At 71.6% G+C, this 15741-nt stretch carries 15 protein-coding genes, 1 tRNA gene and 1 pseudogene; 6 read left to right on the plus strand and 11 right to left on the minus strand.

The annotated features are described in order from the left end of the window. Positions 1–5: 5 nt before the first annotated feature. The 5 genes from galU to MVG78_RS10175 all read right to left on the minus strand — a co-directional run bounded on the left by galU (position 6) and on the right by MVG78_RS10175 (position 5043). Positions 6–878, minus strand: coding sequence for a UTP--glucose-1-phosphate uridylyltransferase GalU (gene galU, locus MVG78_RS10155; protein ID WP_428480634.1), 873 nt, complete (start codon positions 876–878; stop codon positions 6–8). Between the two features lie 96 nt (positions 879–974). Then, a complete protein-coding gene (locus MVG78_RS10160; RefSeq protein ID WP_247551172.1) occupies positions 975–1661 on the minus strand; it encodes a J domain-containing protein in 687 nt (228 codons plus the stop codon). A gap of 75 nt (positions 1662–1736) precedes the next feature. Beyond that, positions 1737–2276, minus strand: a complete 540-nt coding sequence (locus tag MVG78_RS10165; RefSeq protein ID WP_247551174.1) for a VWA domain-containing protein — start codon at positions 2274–2276, stop codon at positions 1737–1739. Positions 2277–2558: 282 nt separating this feature from the next. Then, positions 2559–4841, minus strand: coding sequence for an NADP-dependent malic enzyme (locus tag MVG78_RS10170; protein WP_247551176.1), 2283 nt, complete (start codon positions 4839–4841; stop codon positions 2559–2561). 116 nt (positions 4842–4957) lie between these two features. Beyond that, positions 4958–5043, minus strand: a tRNA-Leu gene (locus MVG78_RS10175). A 51-nt stretch (positions 5044–5094) separates the two neighbouring features. On the opposite strand from MVG78_RS10175, the gene lipB reads away from it, so the two are divergent. Next, positions 5095–5808 (plus strand): lipoyl(octanoyl) transferase LipB, encoded by a 714-nt coding sequence (lipB, locus tag MVG78_RS10180; RefSeq protein ID WP_247551178.1) that lies wholly within the window; start codon positions 5095–5097, stop codon positions 5806–5808. A 29-nt stretch (positions 5809–5837) separates the two neighbouring features. Here lipB and MVG78_RS10185 read toward each other — a convergent pair whose 3' ends face one another. Next, the gene (locus MVG78_RS10185; RefSeq protein ID WP_247551180.1) at positions 5838–6338 is read right to left on the minus strand and encodes a hypothetical protein; all 501 of its coding nucleotides are present in this window, start codon (positions 6336–6338) and stop codon (positions 5838–5840) included. 167 nt (positions 6339–6505) lie between these two features. Here MVG78_RS10185 and MVG78_RS10190 point away from each other — a divergent pair, with 167 nt between their 5' ends. The 3 genes from MVG78_RS10190 to MVG78_RS10200 are packed head-to-tail and all read left to right on the plus strand — an operon-like array spanning position 6506 to position 8981. Next, on the plus strand, positions 6506–7018 hold the full coding sequence (locus MVG78_RS10190) for a hypothetical protein (RefSeq protein WP_247551182.1): 513 nt from the start codon (positions 6506–6508) through the stop codon (positions 7016–7018). Next, positions 7015–8061, plus strand: a complete 1047-nt coding sequence (locus MVG78_RS10195; RefSeq protein ID WP_247551184.1) for an ABC transporter ATP-binding protein — start codon at positions 7015–7017, stop codon at positions 8059–8061. The genes MVG78_RS10190 and MVG78_RS10195 overlap by 4 nt, the downstream gene beginning before the upstream one ends. A gap of 11 nt (positions 8062–8072) precedes the next feature. Continuing rightward, positions 8073–8981, plus strand: coding sequence for an ABC transporter ATP-binding protein (locus MVG78_RS10200; RefSeq protein ID WP_247551187.1), 909 nt, complete (start codon positions 8073–8075; stop codon positions 8979–8981). A 24-nt stretch (positions 8982–9005) separates the two neighbouring features. On the opposite strand, the gene MVG78_RS10205 is transcribed toward MVG78_RS10200, so the two are convergent. Beyond that, a complete protein-coding gene (locus MVG78_RS10205) occupies positions 9006–9821 on the minus strand; it encodes an NADPH-dependent oxidoreductase (protein WP_247551189.1) in 816 nt (271 codons plus the stop codon). Between the two features lie 150 nt (positions 9822–9971). Between MVG78_RS10205 and MVG78_RS10210 the strand changes: the two genes are divergently transcribed. Beyond that, positions 9972–11090, plus strand: a complete 1119-nt coding sequence (locus tag MVG78_RS10210; RefSeq protein ID WP_247551191.1) for a Gfo/Idh/MocA family protein — start codon at positions 9972–9974, stop codon at positions 11088–11090. A gap of 42 nt (positions 11091–11132) precedes the next feature. On the opposite strand, the gene MVG78_RS10215 is transcribed toward MVG78_RS10210, so the two are convergent. After that, a complete protein-coding gene (locus MVG78_RS10215; RefSeq protein ID WP_247551194.1) occupies positions 11133–12242 on the minus strand; it encodes an alpha-hydroxy acid oxidase in 1110 nt (369 codons plus the stop codon). A 167-nt stretch (positions 12243–12409) separates the two neighbouring features. Continuing rightward, positions 12410–13821 (minus strand): annotated as a pseudogene (locus MVG78_RS22060) (DEAD/DEAH box helicase). A gap of 341 nt (positions 13822–14162) precedes the next feature. Here MVG78_RS22060 and MVG78_RS10230 point away from each other — a divergent pair. Beyond that, entirely contained in the window at positions 14163–14633 is a 471-nt protein-coding gene (locus MVG78_RS10230; RefSeq protein ID WP_247551200.1) for an OsmC family protein, read from the plus strand. A gap of 7 nt (positions 14634–14640) precedes the next feature. Here the strand turns inward: MVG78_RS10230 and MVG78_RS10235 are convergent, their stop codons facing one another. After that, a complete protein-coding gene (locus MVG78_RS10235) occupies positions 14641–14916 on the minus strand; it encodes an acylphosphatase (RefSeq protein ID WP_247551202.1) in 276 nt (91 codons plus the stop codon). After that, positions 14916–15635: an ATP12 family chaperone protein gene (locus MVG78_RS10240; protein ID WP_247551204.1), complete on the minus strand. Its 720-nt coding sequence runs from the start codon at positions 15633–15635 to the stop codon at positions 14916–14918. Before MVG78_RS10240 ends, MVG78_RS10235 begins: the two co-directional genes overlap by 1 nt. Positions 15636–15741 lie beyond the last annotated feature (106 nt).

The following is a 15741-nucleotide window of genomic DNA, read 5'->3' on the forward strand; positions in this document are numbered from 1 at the left end:
CCTTCTCAGCCGCAGTACTTGGGCAGGAACTCGCGCACCTTGTCCGCCAGGTCCGGCCGCTTCAGGGCGAAGGCGATCTGCGCCTCCAGGAAGCCGCCCTTGTCGCCGCAGTCGAAACGGCGGCCCTCGTAGCGCAGCCCGTGGAAGGGCTGGTCGGGGATCAGCTTGGCCATGGCGTCGGTGAGCTGCACCTCCCCGCCTGCGCCGCGCTCCATGCGGGAGAGGTACTGCACCACTTCCGGCATCAGCACATAGCGGCCGATGATGGTCAGGTTCGAGGGCGCATCCTCCGGCGCGGGCTTCTCCACCAGCCCCTTCACGGAGACCAGCTTGCCCTTGTCCTCGGCCACGTCGAGCACGCCGTAGTTCTTGACGCGCGACATGGGGACTTCCTCGATCGCCACCACATTGCCGCCGGTCTCCTGATAGGCATCGGCGAGCTGCTTGGTGCAGGAGGTCTCGCAGAGCATCAGGTCGTCGGGCAGCAGGATGGCGAAGGGCTCGTCGCCGATGAAGGCGCGGGCACACCAGATGGCATGGCCCAGGCCCATCGGGATCTGCTGGCGCACCGTGGTGATGCTGCCCGGCGGCAGGGACTGGTGCCGCAGCATTTCCAGCAGCTCGGTCTTGGAGCGCTCCTCCAGTGTGCGCTCCAGCTCGTAGGCGACGTCGAAATGCTCCACGATCGCCGTCTTGCCGCGGCCGGTCACGAAGCAGAACTGCTCGATGCCCGCTTCCCGGGCTTCCTCCACCGCATACTGGATCAGGGGCTTGTCAACGACCGGCAGCATCTCCTTGGCCAGCGCCTTGGTGGCGGGCAGGAAGCGCGTGCCCAGGCCCGCGACGGGCAGGACAGCCTTGCGAAGAGGCTTGTTCACAACATCGGGTCCTTTCGAAACGCCGGCTAGGATTGCCATGATGGCCGCCCGCTGTCAGCCCGCGGAACATGCCACCCGGAGTTGTAGGTTAATATTTCAGCGAAGCAACGTATCGCGCGCTTCATTCAATCGCGCCGCCAGCCAGTCCGAGCCGCCACGGTCGGGATGCGCCACCCGCATCAGGCGCAGATAGGCGGCCTGGACCTGCTCTGGGCTGGCTTCCGGCGGCAGGCCGAGCACCGCCAGCGCCTCCTCCCGCCTCATCGGTGCCGAGCCCGGAGGGGGTGGTTTTTCTTCGCCTTCCGGTTGCATCCGGGCCAGCCATGCTTCCAGGAGAGGAAGGCTGTCCGGATCATTCTCCAGGCAATCCGCAAAAATTTCTTCAATTTGTGATCGCTGCAACCGGGCGAGGTCGCGCCCGGCATAACGGCCACGCAGCACCGTTCCCGACATGATGCCCGAGGCCGGGTCGATGCGCAGCGACAGGGTGGCGGTTTCCACCGCGTCCTCCGGCGATCCCTGCGGGGGCGGCGCGGCCCCGAACCCCCTGGCCAGGCGCCGCGACTGCCACCGGCGCCAGGCCAGGGGACCCAGGGTGAAAAGCAGGAAGAGCGCCACCGGCCCCCGCCCGCTCAGGACCAGCAGCCCCCCAAGGGCCAGGGCCAGGAAAACGGCCAGCCAGAACAGCGCGGCCTTCACCTGGGCGGGGGAGGCACTGGCGAAGCCGCGCAGCGCCAGCAGCAGGAGAAGCAGCGAGAGGCTGCCGAGCGCGATCCAGGCCATGGGGCTTCAGCGCCTCTCCGCCCTATGGGACAGCCATTGGGCCAGGCCCGCCGAAGGAAGCTCCTGGAGCATGCCTCAGCTTCCGGACGGGGCGGGGATCTGCCGGGCGAGGGCCTGCGCCGCCACCCCGGGCAGGCGCGACAGCGCGGCATGGCCGCCTGCCGCATAGACCGCCACGGCGCGCAGCAGCTCCGCCAGGGCGCGCGGGGAGGACGAATCGAACGGGGCCCAGGCGCCGCCGGAAAGCCGCGCTACCTGCCGGAACACCCCCTCCACGGCCGGGTCGCGGCCCTCCTGGAACAGGAAGACGGGGGTCTTCCGTGCCCCCAGCATCCCGGCGGCGTGGCAGATCGGGTCCGCCGCCTCCTCCAGCGCATCGCCGACGAACACCATGGCGGCGAGGCGTTCCCGCCCGCCTTCCGCCAGGGCATGGTGCAGCAGGCGCAGCAACTGGGTGCGGCCGCCGAGGCAGGAGAGGCCGGACATGCGCCGCGCCAGCTCCGCGCCGTCGGTCAGATAGGGCGTGGCGGCGAACTCCCCGAAACCCCGGTAATAGGCCAGCGAGACCGCGATGCCGCCGAGGCCGCGCACCGCCAGGAACATCTCCCCCTGCACGGCGCAGGCGCGGTCCCAGGCCGGCTGGCGGCTGGCGGTGGCATCGATGCCGAAAAGCAGGCGCGCCGGGCGTGGCCGGGGGCGAGGCGAAGTCCGGGCAGGGCCTCTGCCCGCCGCAGGAAACCGGCCACCGCGCGGCCCGGGCTGGCGGGACCGGCAGGAAGGCCGGACGAGGGAGGGACGGGCGGCTTCGCCATCACAGGAGAATGGGGGCGCCGCCCGCCCGGCGCCAGGGTATGGCCCCCTGCGAGGCCCCGCCCGGTTGGGGCGGGGCCGCGGGGGTCAGAGGTGGTCCTGCGCCTGGACCTCCTTGGCCACCACCAGCGCCGTCAGGTTGACGATGCCACGGGCGGTGACGGAGGGCACCAGCACATGCACCGGCTTGCGCATGCCGAGCAGCATGGGCCCGATCTGCAGCCCATCGGTCGCCGCCTTCACCAGGTTGTAGGCGATGTTGGCGGAATCGAGGTTCGGGAAGACCAGCAGGTTCGCCGCGCCCTCCAGCCGGCTGTCGCAGACCGCGCGGTCGCGGATCGCGGGGATCAGCGCGGCATCGGCATGCATCTCGCCATCCACCATCAGGTCCGGCGCCTTGGCACGGATCAGCTTCAGCGCGTCCCGCATCTTCTTGGCCGAGGGGGCCTGCGAGGCGCCGAAGGAGGAATGCGACAGCAGCGCCGCACGCGGCCTGCGCCCGAAGGCATGCACCTGCTCCGCGGCGAGGAGGGTCATCTCCGCCACCTGCTCCGCCGTGGGCTCCACCAGCAGATGCGTGTCCACGAAGAACAGGTTGCCCGCCTGGGTGATGACGCCGGTCAGGGCATAGGCGCGGCCGACCTGCGGGTCCTTGCCGATGATGTCGTTCACCTGGTGCCAGTGGCGCATCCACTCGCCGGTGCCGCCGACGATGGCCGCGTCCACCTTGCCCGCCTCCAGCAGCAGCGCCGCCGCCACGGTGGGACGGGTGCGGACGTTCAGCGCGGCGGCATCGGGCGGGATGCCGCGCCGCCCGGCCCGGCGGGTATAGATCTCGGTGAGCGGCCCGAAGAGATCGGTATCCGCCACCGGGTCCAGGATGGTGACGCTCTTCTCCAGGTCCATGCGCAGGCCCATCGCCCGGACCTTGGCGGCGATCACCTCACGCCGGCCGACCAGCACCGGCTCGGCGATCCCCTCGTCCAGCACGGTCTGCACCGCGCGCAGGGTGCGCTCGTCCTCGCCCTCGGCATAGGCGACGCGCTGCGGCGCCTTGCGCGCGGCCTCGAAGACCGGGCGCATCAGGTCGCCGGAGCGGAAGACATGGCGCTCCAGCTTGCGGCGGTAATCGGCGAGGTCGGCCACCGGGCGGGTGGCGACGCCGCTCTCGGCGGCCGCCTTGGCCACGGCCGGGGCGATCTCCAGGATCAGGCGCGGGTCGAAGGGCTTGGGGATGATATAGTCCGGCCCGAAGACCGGCGCCTGCCCGCCATAGGCGGCGGCCACCACCTCGCTGGCCTCGATGCGGGCGAGGCGGGCGATGGCCTCCACCGCCGCGACCTTCATCTCCTCGTTGATCGTGGTGGCGCCGGCATCCAGCGCCCCGCGGAAGATGAAGGGGAAGCAGAGGACGTTGTTGACCTGGTTCGGGTAGTCCGAGCGCCCGGTGGCCACGATCGCATCCGGCCGCACGGCGCGGGCCGCCTCGGGCAGGATCTCCGGCTCCGGATTGGCGAGCGCCAGGATCAGCGGCTTCTCGCCCATGCTCGGCAGCCATTCGGCCTTCAGCACGCGCGGGGCGGAAAGGCCCAGGAAGACATCGGCCCCGGCCAGCACGTCCGGCAGCTTGCGCGCGTTGGTCTGGCGGGCATAGCGCGCCTTGTAGGGGTCCATCAGGGCCGTGCGGCCCTCATAGACCACGCCCTCGATGTCGCAGACGGTGATGTTCTCGCGCTTCGCCCCCATCGCCACCAGCAGGTCGAGGCAGGCGAGCGCCGCCGCGCCCGCGCCGGAGGCCACGATCTTCGCCTGGGAGATGTCCTTGCCCTGCAGCAGCAGCCCGTTGCGCACGGCGGCGGCGACGATGATGGCGGTGCCGTGCTGGTCGTCGTGGAAGACCGGGATCTTCATGCGGGCGCGCAGCTCGCGCTCGATCTCGAAGCACTCGGGGGCCTTGATGTCCTCGAGGTTGATGGCGCCGAAGGAAGGCTCCAGCACCGAGACCGCCTCGATGAACTTCTGCGGGTCGCGCTCCTCGACCTCGATATCGACGCTGTCGATGCCGGCGAACTTCTTGAAGAGGACAGCCTTGCCCTCCATCACCGGCTTGGAGGCCAGCGCCCCGATGGCGCCGAGGCCGAGCACGGCCGTGCCATTGGTGATCACCGCCACCATGTTGCCGCGGGTGGTGTAGTCGTAGGCCGTTTCGGGGTTCGCCGCGATCTCCTCGCAGGCGGCGGCGACGCCGGGCGAATAGGCCAGTCCGAGATCGCGCTGGGTGGCCATGCGCTTCGTCGGCTCGATGCTCAGCTTTCCCGGACGCGGGAGCCGGTGGTAATCGAGCGCGGCTTTGCGGAAATCCTCGTCCATGATGCCCTCTTCGCGGCAGCCAGATCGGGCTGCGCCCCAACGTCAACAGTCAAAACTGACTGTTCACACTTACCAGCGGGGGGCGTTCGGGGAGAGATGCCTGGATGAAGAAAATCTGGTGCGGTCGAGAAGATTCGAACTTCCACGGGGTTTCCCCCACCAGCACCTCAAGCTGGCGCGTCTACCATTCCGCCACGACCGCGTGCAGACGAGGCGCCTATAACCGATGAACACGAACCTAGCAACGGCCCCCATGACAGTGATTTCGCCCGAACGCCTTTCCACCCTCCCCGGGAACGGCCCGGAGGCCGGAGGGGGAGCCCCGGAAGGGCCCCTCTGGACGGTGGTGGAAGGGCGCACGCCCTATCCCGAGGCGCTGGCCGCCATGGAGGCGCAGGCCGCAGCCATCCGCGCCGGCACGGCCGGAGAGGCCGTCTGGCTGGTGGAGCATCCGCCCACCTACACCGCCGGGACCTCCGCCACCGCGGAGGGGCTGGTGGATGCGCGATTCCCCGTCTTCAAGGCCGGGCGGGGCGGGCAATGGACCTATCACGGCCCCGGCCAGCGCACCGCCTATGTCATGCTCGACCTGACCAGGCCGCATGGCGGCATCGTGGCGCGGGACGTGCGGGCCTATGTCCACGGGCTGGAGGAATGGATCATCCGCGCCCTGGACCGCTTCAACGTGAAGGGCGAGCGGCGCGAGGGGCGGGTCGGCATCTGGGTCGCCGATCCGGCGACGAGGCAGGAAAGCAAGATCGCCGCCATCGGCGTGCGGGTGACGCGCTGGGTGAGCTGGCACGGGATCGCGCTGAACGTGGAGCCGGACCTGTCGCATTTCGGCGGCATCGTCCCCTGCGGCATCAGCGAGCACGGCGTCACCAGCCTGCACGCCCTGGGCATCCCCGCGACCATGGAGGAGGCCGACTCGGCCCTGCGCGGCGCCTGGGCCGAGGTCTTCGGCTGAAAGGCCGCCCCGCCCACCCGGCGGGCAGCTCAGTGCAGCAGGGTGGAGGCCGCCGGCCGGATCTCGAAGGGCAGCACGCGGCCACCGCCCCCGGCCGGAAGTGGCAGGTCATGCCCGGCCCGGAGCAACTGCCGGGCCAGGGGCTGGATGGCCCGGGCGCATTCCTCCAGCGTATGGGGCATGGCCAGCCCGGCCAGCCGCCGGGCCGCCTCGGCCGGCCGGTCCCTCTGCGCCAGGGCGAGGCATTCCAGCAGGGCGAACTCGTCGGGGCTCACCTCCTCGCAGCAGACGCAGTTCACCTCGATCAGCCGCGACGCGCCGCCATTGAGGGCGCCCATCATGCCGTCGAGCGGCCGCATCGCCCCGGGTGCGCCGATGGCCTCCATCGCCTCCTCGATCTCCTCCGCCAGGGCGATTCCGTGGAAGCGGTCCAGCACCCAGGCGCGCATCGACCAGAGCATCAGGTTCTCGACCGCGGACAGGGACCAGACCTGCCGTCTCTCGCAGGCCCTCTGGCAGTTGTCGTGCATGGGACATCTCCGGTTCCGGGCGGCGTCGCCCCAGGGGCCAGACTATCCTCTTTGCAGATGCAATTGCAATTCGTTTGCATTATCATGGCGCATGGCTATCCTGCCCTGGCCATGACCTTTCCCTGCGACCTGCTGCGCCTGACCTCCAGCGAGCACCTGCTGCTCTGGTGCCTCCGCACCGTCGTCCAGAGGGGGAGGATGCCGAGATCCACGAGGGCATCGTCGGCGCCCTGGAGGGAGAGGGGGAGGAGACGGCGCGGGCCCTCTACCGCTTCCTCTTCCTGCTCGGCTTCGGCGCCCGCCGCCCGATCGTGATGGAGGCGCCCGGCTGCCTCCGGGTGACCGCCGACGAGCGCCGCCTCCTCGCCATCCTCGCTCTGGCCCAGCACGACATCCAGGCCGGGGAGGCGGCGGAACTCTCCCGGGCAGCCCTGGCGGCGCATCTCGCCTGGCTGGTGCGGGGGCCGGTGGCCGCCCCCGCCACCGCCGCAGCCAGGATGCTCGCCCACGCGCTGCTGGCTCAGGACCACCGCCTGCCCGCCCCGGCGGCACCGGCTCCCGCCCCCAGCCCCGCCGGAGGCGCGGTCCTGCGCCTCCTGGCCTCGCCTGCCGCCCCTCCCATCCCCCATCCCGAACCCCTGACGAGGTCCGCCATGCCCTGGCCGGAAACTGCCCGATGACGGCGCCGCTGCTCGATGTCCGGGACCTGACGGTCCGCTTCGACACCTGGGAGGGCACGGTGCATGCCGTGACCGGCGTGACCTATGCGCTCCAGCCCGGCGAGACGCTGGGCATCGTGGGCGAGTCCGGCTCGGGCAAGAGCGTGCACGTCCTGTCCATGCTCGGGCTGATCCCCAGGCCGCCGGGACGCATCGCCGCCGGCAGCGCGCTCTTCGAGGGGCGCGACCTGCTGCGGATGAGCGAGGCGGAATTGCAGGAACTGCGCGGTGGCAGGATCGGCATGATCTTCCAGGATCCGATGACCTCGCTGAACCCGGTCCTCACCGTCGGCTACCAGATCTGCGAATCCCTGCGTCGCCACCTGAAGCTCTCGCGCGGCGCGGCACTGAAGCGGGCGGTGGAGCTGCTGGACCTGGTCGGCATCCCCGACCCGCAGAAGCGCGTGGAGCAGTACCCGCACCAGTTCTCCGGCGGCATGCGCCAGCGCGCGATGATCGCCATCGGCATCGCCTGCGAACCCAGGCTGCTGATCGCCGACGAGGCCACCACCGCGCTCGACGTGACGGTGCAGGCCCAGGTGCTGGACCTGATGCGCGACCTCAAGCGCAAGCTGGGCATGGCGATGATCTGGATCACCCATGACATGGGCGTGGTCGCCGGCCTCGCCGACAATGTGCAGGTCATGTATGGCGGCCGCATCATGGAACGCGGCCCCGCCCGCGCTGTCTTCCACGACACGCGCAGCGCCTATACCTGGGGCCTGCTGCGCTCCCTGCCGGAGGAGGAGGCCGTTCCGGTCCCGGACCCGGCACCGGCCGCGAAGCGCAAGCGCCTCTACCAGATCCCGGGATCGCCGCCCGACATGTACCGCCCGCCGGCGGGCGATCCCTTCGCCCCGCGCAACCCGCTGGCCACCGAGCGCTGCCTGACCGAGGTGCCGCCGCTGGTGCAGGCGCCGGAAGGCGAGCCCGGCCATCTCGTCGCCGCCTGGTACGACCTGCGCGCCGCGCGTGCGGCAGGGGCGGGCGAGGTGGTGGCATGAGCGCCGGGAGGATGGACAACGGGACCACGCGCGAACCGCTGCTGCGCGTCGAGGGGCTGACCCGGCACTATGTGAGCAAGAGCCTCTTCGGCAAGGTGACGCATACGGTGCGCGCCGTGGACGGGATCTCCTTCGACCTCCAGCCGGGCGAGACGCTGGGCCTCGTCGGCGAATCCGGTTCCGGCAAGAGCACCACCGGCCGGCTGGTGCTGCGGCTGGAGGAACCCACCGCCGGGCGCGTCTTCTTCGAGGGCGAGGAGATCACCCGCCTGCGCAAGCAGAGCCTGCGCCGCGTGCGGCAACGGTTGCAGGTGGTGTTCCAGGACCCCTATGCCTCGCTGAACCCGCGCATGCGTGTGGGCGACAGCGTGGGCGAGCCGCTGACCAACCACGGCGCCGTCCATGGACGCAGGGAGCAGCGCGAGAAGGTCGCCGAACTGTTCCGCCTCGTCGGCCTCGACCCGCGCTTCATGGACCGCTTCCCGCACCAGTTCTCCGGCGGCCAGCGGCAGCGCATCGGCATCGCCCGCGCCATCGCCCTGCGCCCCAGGCTGATCGTGGCGGACGAGCCGATCACCGCGCTCGACGTCTCGATCCAGGCACAGATCGTGAACCTGTTCATGGACCTGCAGGAGGAGATGGGCATGGCCTATCTCTTCATCGCGCACGACCTGGGCATGGTGCGCCACCTCTGCCACCGCGTCGCGGTGATGCTGCGCGGCCGCATCGTGGAGCTCGGCACCACGGCGCAGGTCTTCGGCGATCCGCGGCACCCCTATACCAAGGCACTGCTCTCCGCCGCGCCGATCCCGGACCCGGATCGCGAGCGGTCCCGGCAGCGCCTCTTCTACGAGCCGAAGCCCGCCGCACCGGACGCGGCGCTGCGGGAAGTCTCGCAGGGGCATTACGTGCTCGCCTGAAGGCGCTCGCCTGGGCCGGGACCTTCAGCGCAGCGGGAAGCCCAGCCGCTCCAGCGCTTCCCGCAGCCGGTCCCGCCCCGCCATGGCGCGCAGCGTGCCCCAGCGCGCCATGGCCCGCTGCGTCCAGGTATAGGGGCTGCGCTCCTGCCCCCGGCTGAACGCTTCCAGCGCCGCGTCATAGCCGGGCAGGGCGAGCATGTCGGCCTCCGGGTCGTAGCGCCCATGGTGCAGGACCGCCGCCTGCGGCAGGCGCGGCTTCACCGCCCCGCCATCCGGCGCGGCATGGCCGACGCAGAGGCCGAAGACCGCCACGGCGCCGGGCGGCAGGCCGAGCTCCTCCGCCACCGCCTCCACATCGTTGCGCAGGGCACCGATATAGACCGTGCCAAGCCCCAGCGATTCCGCCGCGACCACGGCGTTCTGCGCCGCGAGTCCGGCATCCAGCGCGGCGACGAGGAAGGTCTCCAGGAAAGGCAGCCCTTCCAGGGGCCGGCCCGTCCGCTCCGCCAGCCGGGCATGGCGCGACAGGTCCGCCAGGAAGACGAGGAGGAGCGGGCACTGCTCGACATGCCGCTGCCCGCCCGCCACCGCCGCGAGCCGCCGCTTGCTGTCCGGATCGGTGACGGCGACCACCGACCAGGCCTGCATGTTGGAGGAGGTGGCCGCCGACTGCGCCGCCGCGACCAGCGCCTCCAGCGTGCCCTCCGGCAGCGGGTCGGGCCGGTAGGCACGCACCGAGCGATGCGACAGCAGCAGGTCCAGCGCGGGATTCCAGGGAATGGCGGCGGCGGGAACAGCCGCGCCATAGCGGGCGCGCAGGGCGGCAGCGGATTCGGTCATGGGCAATCCGGTTCAGGTGGGCTCATATCGCCCGGCAGGTTCGGACGGCTCGTGCCGCAGGGCAACATGGCAGGGCAACAGGGCCGCCGCAGGCAACACCCGCCGCGCCGCCGCGTTGTCGCGGCGCGCAGGACGCAGAAGGAGACCGCCATGCCCGCACGTCAGGTGAAGGGGCGCAAGGTACGCTACGCCGTGGTGGGCGGCGGCTGGATTTCGCAGGCCGCCTTCATGCCGGGCGTCGGCCAGACGAAGAACTCCGAGATGACCGCCCTGGTGACCGGCGATCCCGTGAAGGCGGACAGGCTCGCGGCGCGCTACGGGCTGAAGAGCTACCACTACGACGATTACGCGAAGCTCCTGGCCTCGGACGGGATCGACGCGATCTACCTCGCCCTGCCCAACGACCAGCACGAGAGATTCGCCGTGCCCGCGCTGGAGGCCGGCATCCATGTGCTGCTGGAAAAGCCGATGGCGGTGAGCACCGCGCAGTGCGAGGCGATCAACACGGCGGCGAAAGCCTCGGGCGCCAAGCTGCTGATCGCCTACCGCCTGCATTTCGAGCCGGGAACGCTGGAGGCGATCCGCCGCGTCCGCTCCGGCGAGTTCGGCGAGATCCGCTCCTTCGTCTCGAATTTCAGCCAGATCGTCAGCCCCTCCAACCACCGCGCCAGGCATGGCTACTGGGCCGGGCCGGTGACGGATATGGGGCCCTATCCGCTGAACGCCGTGCGCAACCTCTTCGGCACGGAACCGGTCGAGGTCTCGGCCATGGGCATCCGCACGCCGGGCTCGGGCATGGACCTGGACGACACGGTGGCGGTGACGCTGCGCTTCCCGGAGGAGCGGCTGGCGCAGTTCACCGTCAGCTACACCGGCGGCAGCAGCGCCACCTACCGCGTCACCGGCAGCAAGGGCGACCTCTATGTCGAGAACGCCTATGGCTTCGGCCCCGGCGTCTCGCCGAAACACACCGCCACCGTGGACGGAAAGACCAGCACGCGCGAATTCCCCGTGGTGGACCAGTTCGCCGGCGAGACGGACTACTTCTCCGACTGCATCCTGAACGACCGCGATCCGGAGCCCGGCGGCGAGGAGGGCCTCCTCGACGTGCGGGTGCTGGAGGCGATCGAGCGGGCGCTGGAAACCGGCCAGCCGCAGACCCTGCCGCCCGCCCGGCGCAGCCGCCCGATCGACCCGGACCAGGGCCGCGAATTCCCGCTGGCCGAGACGCCGGAGCTGATCGACGCCAAGGAGCCGGGCGGGGACTGAAAGCCAGGAGGCGGGGGGCAGCAGCGCCTCCCGCCGGCCGTCTCAACCCCTCCAGATCACCTCCGGTCCGATCGAGGCGAGGTCGCGGCAGCCGGTCAACGCCATCGCGGCCTCCAGCTCCGTGCGCAGGATCTTCAGCAGATGCGCCACGCCCACCGGCCCGCCCACGGCCAGCGCGTGCAGCACCGGCCGCCCGACCAGCACCGCCTTCGCGCCCAGGGCCAGCGCCTTCACGATATCCGTGCCGCGCCGGATGCCGCCATCGAGCAGGATCGGCAGCCGCCCGCCGAGCCGCTCCGCCATCGGGGGCAGCAGGTCGATCGTGGCCGGCAGCGTGTCCAGCGCCCTGCCGCCATGGTTGCTCAGGATGATTCCGGCCATGCCTTCCCCGGCGGCGCGCAGCGCATCCTCCGGATCGGTCACGCCTTTCAGCAGGATCGGCAGGCGCGTGCTGGCGCGCAGCCATTCCAGGTCCCGCCATGTCGGCGCGGCATCGAGCATCCCGCGGAAGACCGCGCTTTCCGCCATGCCCGCCCGGTTCGGTGGAGCAGGGGGCAGGCCGCGCAGATGCACCGCCTCCAACCCCGGCGGCAGGGCGAAGCCGGCCCGGGCCTCGCGGTTGCGGATGCTGACCGGCGCATCCACCGTCAGCACCAGCGCGGAACAGCCGGCCGCCTCGGCGCGCTGGATCAGGGCACGGGTGAAGCCACGGTCGTGCTGCAGATAGAGCTGGAACCAGAGCGGCGTCCGCCCGCCGCCCGCCGCATACTGTGCGGCGATCTCCTCGACCGGGATGCTGGACTGGGTGCTGACCACCATGCCCGCCCCGACCGCCGCCGCGCCCAGCGCGGTCGCGGCCTCGCCACCCTGATGGGCCAGGCGGTGGAAGGCCATCGGCGCCACCAGGACCGGGTGTTCCAGCGATGCGCCGAGGAGGTCCAGCCGCGTGTTGGCGCCCGCCATGTCGGCGAGCACCCGCCCGCGCAGCCGGAGCCGGTCGAAACCCTCGCGGTTCCAGCGGAGCGTCAGCTCATCCGCGCTGCCGCCGGAGAGATAGGCCCAGGCGGCTGCCTCCATGCGCTGGCGTGCCTCGGCTTCGTAATCGGCGGCGCAGACGATGCCGGGCGGGATGGGCGGGGCGGCGAAGCTCAAGCGCGGGCCCTTTCGCGGGGGTTGTCCGGGGCGCGTCCATCCTACCCGCCCGGCCGGGTGGCGACAGCCTCGCGGGGGCGGGAAGACATGAAAAAACCCGGCCTCCCGCAAGGGGAGGACGGGCTTCTCAAACGGGCTCTCAGGTCAGGCCGTCAGGCCCGGATCGCTCAGCGCGTGCCGGAACGGTCCGTGTCGCGGAAATCGCTGTCCCGCCAGGAACGGTTCTTGGCCTCGCCCTCGTGGCGCGCGTGATCCGCGCGGCGATCGCGGCCCTCGCCATGCGGGCGATGGCCGCCCGCCGGCTTGCGGTCGCCCGCGAACTGCGGGCGGCGGGCATCGCCGCGCCCGTTGCCGGCACCGTGCCCACCCGCCGGGCGGGGGGCGCCACCGGGGCGGCCCTGGCCGCCGCGGCCACGGTTCTGCTGGCGCCCGGGGGCGCGCGGCACCGGGCCGGTCGGGATGTCGCCCTCGGCCGGCACCGCCTGGCGCGTCAGCTTCTCGACCGCGCGCAGCAGCGGCACGTCGTCCAGCGACACCAGGGCGATGGCCTCGCCCGAGGCGCCGGCGCGCGCGGTGCGGCCGATGCGGTGGACATAGGTCTCCGGCACTTCCGGCAGGTCGTACTGGATCACATGCGTCACGCCGGACACGTCGATGCCGCGCGCGGCGATGTCGGTCGCGACCAGGATCGGCGCCGTGCCGCGCTTGAAGGCGTCGAGCGCGCGCTCACGCTGCCCCTGGCTCTTGTTGCCATGGATCGCGTTGGCGGCGAGCCCGTCCTGCTCCAGCTGCTTCACGATGCGGTCGGCGCCGTGCTTGGTGCGGGAGAAGACCAGCGTGCGGCCCACCTCCGGCTTGCGCAGGATCTCGGCCAGCACCGTGCGCTTGCCGTCGCGGCTCACATGGATGGCGCGCTGGTTCACCCGCTCCGCCGTGGTGGCGACGGGCGTGACCTCGACCTTCACCGGCTCGCGCAGCAGGTCCTTGGCGAGCGAGGCGATGGCCTCGGCATGGTGGCCGAGAAGAACATCGTGTGGCGCTGCTTCGGCAGCATCCCCGCGATGCGGCGGATCGCGGGCCAGAAGCCCCGGTCCAGCATCTGGTCGGCCTCGTCGAGGATGAAGGCCTCCAGCGAGTCCAGGCGGCAGTTGCGCGTGCCGATATGGTCCAGCAGGCGGCCCGGCGTGGCGACGATGATGTCCACACCGCCCGACAGCGCGCGGCGCTGCGGGTTCTCCGGCACGCCGCCGAAGATCAGCGCGGTGCGCAGGCCCAGGTGGCGGCCATAGGCCTTGATGCTGTCATGGATCTGCGCCGCCAGCTCGCGCGTCGGGGACAGGATCAGCGCGCGGCAGCCGGTCGGCGGCGCGCGGCGCTTGTCCATGATCAGCCGGTGCAGCAGCGGCAGCGAGAAGGCCGCGGTCTTGCCGGTGCCCGTCTGGGCGATGCCCAGAACGTCCCGCCCTTCCATGGCGGCCGGAATGGCCTGGGCCTGGATCGGGGTCGGGGTGGTGTAGCCCTCTTCGTCCAGCGCGCGCAGGATGGGCGACGCGAGGCCGAGGGTCAGGAAGTCGGTCATCAGTGTTCGATCGGTCCGTGAAGCGCCCGGCCCATGGCTTTCCCTGGGGGCGGAGCGTCTTCCAGTGGGCCGCGAACGACGCGGATGGCGGCCCGGGAGAAGGTTGCTCCGCCGCAGGGCCATGATGGAAGCGGCCCGCTCGCGTCAGGGAGCATGACCGGCGCGGATCGCCGGTGGGCGGCATATGGACTGTTGCAGTGCAGGATGCAAGCGCGCCCCGGACGTGTCTGCCCCGCGAGGTTGCGGGGCAACCCCCGGGCGGCCTTCCCGTCGCCCCGGGCTTCCGCTACGGCCTTCCTGCCCAGGGGCTGCGAGTCCCCGGCGACGGACGGAGGATGGCCATGGCGGGACGCCTGCACCGGTACCGGATCGCCGTGACCTGGACGGGCGACCGTGGCCGGGGGACCGCGGGCTACCGCGCCTATGAGCGCGCCCATCTCATCGAGGCCCCCGGCAAGCCGCCCATCAAGGGCTCCTCCGACCCGGCCTTCCGCGGCGACCCCGCCTGCTGGAACCCGGAGGAACTGCTGCTCGCCTCGCTCTCGGCCTGCCACAAGCTGCAATACCTGCATCTCTGCGCCGAGGCCGGGGTGGTGGTGACCGCCTATCGCGACGAGGCCGAGGCGGAGATGGCCGAGGAGGGCAGGGGCGGCCGCTTCATCGGCGCGACCCTCCGGCCCCAGGTGGTGATCCGCGCCGGCTGCGACGTGGAGCGGGCCCGGACCCTGCACCACGAGGCGCATGCGCATTGCTTCATCGCCAGTTCGGTCAACTTCCCGGTGGCCTGCGAACCGGTGATCCGGGAAGCCTGACCCTTCCTCAGGCCGTCGGCAGGCGGCGGAGGCCCGGTTCCTCCGGTGCCTCGGCAAAGGATTCCACGAGCTCGTCCACCCGCGCCATGGGTGGCCCCAGGCGGCAGGCGGACAGCACATCGCGCACGGCGGCCTCGTCGCCGGACAGGAGAGACTCCACGGAACCGTCCTGCCGGTTGCGGACCCAGCCGGACAACCCATGCGCCCGCGCCTCCCGCAGCAGCCAGTCGCGGAATCCCACGCCCTGCACGCGGCCCCGGATGCGGATCAGCCGGGCCGCCATCAGTGCGCCCTCGCCAGGAAAAGCAGCCGGGCGGAGAGCGCCACATCGGCCGCCAGCCTGTCCCGCCGGGCCAGGGCCTCGGCATCCTCCCCCCAGAAGGCTTCCTGATAGGTCTCGTCGACGATGGAAAGCCTGTGCGCGGCGACCGGGTCCAGCACCCCCGCCGAGAGGGCGAGGCCGAGCACGAGGCTGCCCAGTGTGGGGACGGCGAGCCCCAGCGCCGAGAGTTCGAGCGGCGAATGCTCCGCCACCACCTCGCGCAGCCGCTCCAGCGCCTCCGGGTCCTGCGGGCGATAGGCGATGCCGCTGGCCGGGCGCAGGCGGGCGCCATGGCAGGCCGCGCACCAGTCGAGGATGGGGTCCCAGTCCGCCGCCTCCAGCGCGGCCAGGCGGCGGTCCTCGGCGCGGTAGCAGAGCAGGTCGGTCTCGGCATAGCGGGCGATGGCTTCCACCGTCGGGCCGGGGTCCGGCGCGATCCGGTCCAGCCCGGTGGCGGCGAGGCGGGTGAGCGGCACCTCGTCCAGGCTCATCTCGCCACCCTTCCCGCCGCCGGCCTGCTGCCATTCCCCGGCCACGGCCTCGGCCAGTGGGCGGCTCGGCAGGATGAAGCCTGCGGCGCGGCCATCGACACCGGGCAGGCGCAGCGGTTTTCCGTCGAGCATGATGGCGAAGCCGCCAGGTGCCTGGGCATAGTCGGCCCGGTCCCAGAATCGCTTCATCGCGGGTCCTCCGGAGCGGCTCTGCCCCCTGCGCGGCAGGGTGGAGCACTCTCTCCTCTTCCGTTGGCGGCAGCGCCCCTCCTCATGGGTCGCTTCGCCAGACATG

It is taken from the genome of Roseomonas gilardii subsp. gilardii, from assembly GCF_023078375.1.
GTDB lineage: Bacteria > Pseudomonadota > Alphaproteobacteria > Acetobacterales > Acetobacteraceae > Roseomonas > Roseomonas gilardii.

What these genes read in the sequence shown, in the direction of transcription:
- MVG78_RS10160 (WP_247551172.1), bottom strand. Translation starts at nt 1,661, where the DNA reads ATGGCCTGGATCGCGCTCGGCAGCCTCTCGCTGCTTCTCCTGCTGCTG.
- MVG78_RS10170 (WP_247551176.1), bottom strand. Translation starts at nt 4,841, where the DNA reads ATGGACGAGGATTTCCGCAAAGCCGCGCTCGATTACCACCGGCTCCCG.
- lipB (WP_247551178.1), top strand. Translation starts at nt 5,095, where the DNA reads ATGACAGTGATTTCGCCCGAACGCCTTTCCACCCTCCCCGGGAACGGC.
- MVG78_RS10185 (WP_247551180.1), bottom strand. Translation starts at nt 6,338, where the DNA reads ATGCACGACAACTGCCAGAGGGCCTGCGAGAGACGGCAGGTCTGGTCC.
- MVG78_RS10195 (WP_247551184.1), top strand. Translation starts at nt 7,015, where the DNA reads ATGACGGCGCCGCTGCTCGATGTCCGGGACCTGACGGTCCGCTTCGAC.
- MVG78_RS10200 (WP_247551187.1), top strand. Translation starts at nt 8,073, where the DNA reads ATGGACAACGGGACCACGCGCGAACCGCTGCTGCGCGTCGAGGGGCTG.
- MVG78_RS10205 (WP_247551189.1), bottom strand. Translation starts at nt 9,821, where the DNA reads ATGACCGAATCCGCTGCCGCCCTGCGCGCCCGCTATGGCGCGGCTGTT.
- MVG78_RS10210 (WP_247551191.1), top strand. Translation starts at nt 9,972, where the DNA reads ATGCCCGCACGTCAGGTGAAGGGGCGCAAGGTACGCTACGCCGTGGTG.
- MVG78_RS10230 (WP_247551200.1), top strand. Translation starts at nt 14,163, where the DNA reads ATGGCGGGACGCCTGCACCGGTACCGGATCGCCGTGACCTGGACGGGC.
- MVG78_RS10235 (WP_247551202.1), bottom strand. Translation starts at nt 14,916, where the DNA reads ATGGCGGCCCGGCTGATCCGCATCCGGGGCCGCGTGCAGGGCGTGGGA.
- MVG78_RS10240 (WP_247551204.1), bottom strand. Translation starts at nt 15,635, where the DNA reads ATGAAGCGATTCTGGGACCGGGCCGACTATGCCCAGGCACCTGGCGGC.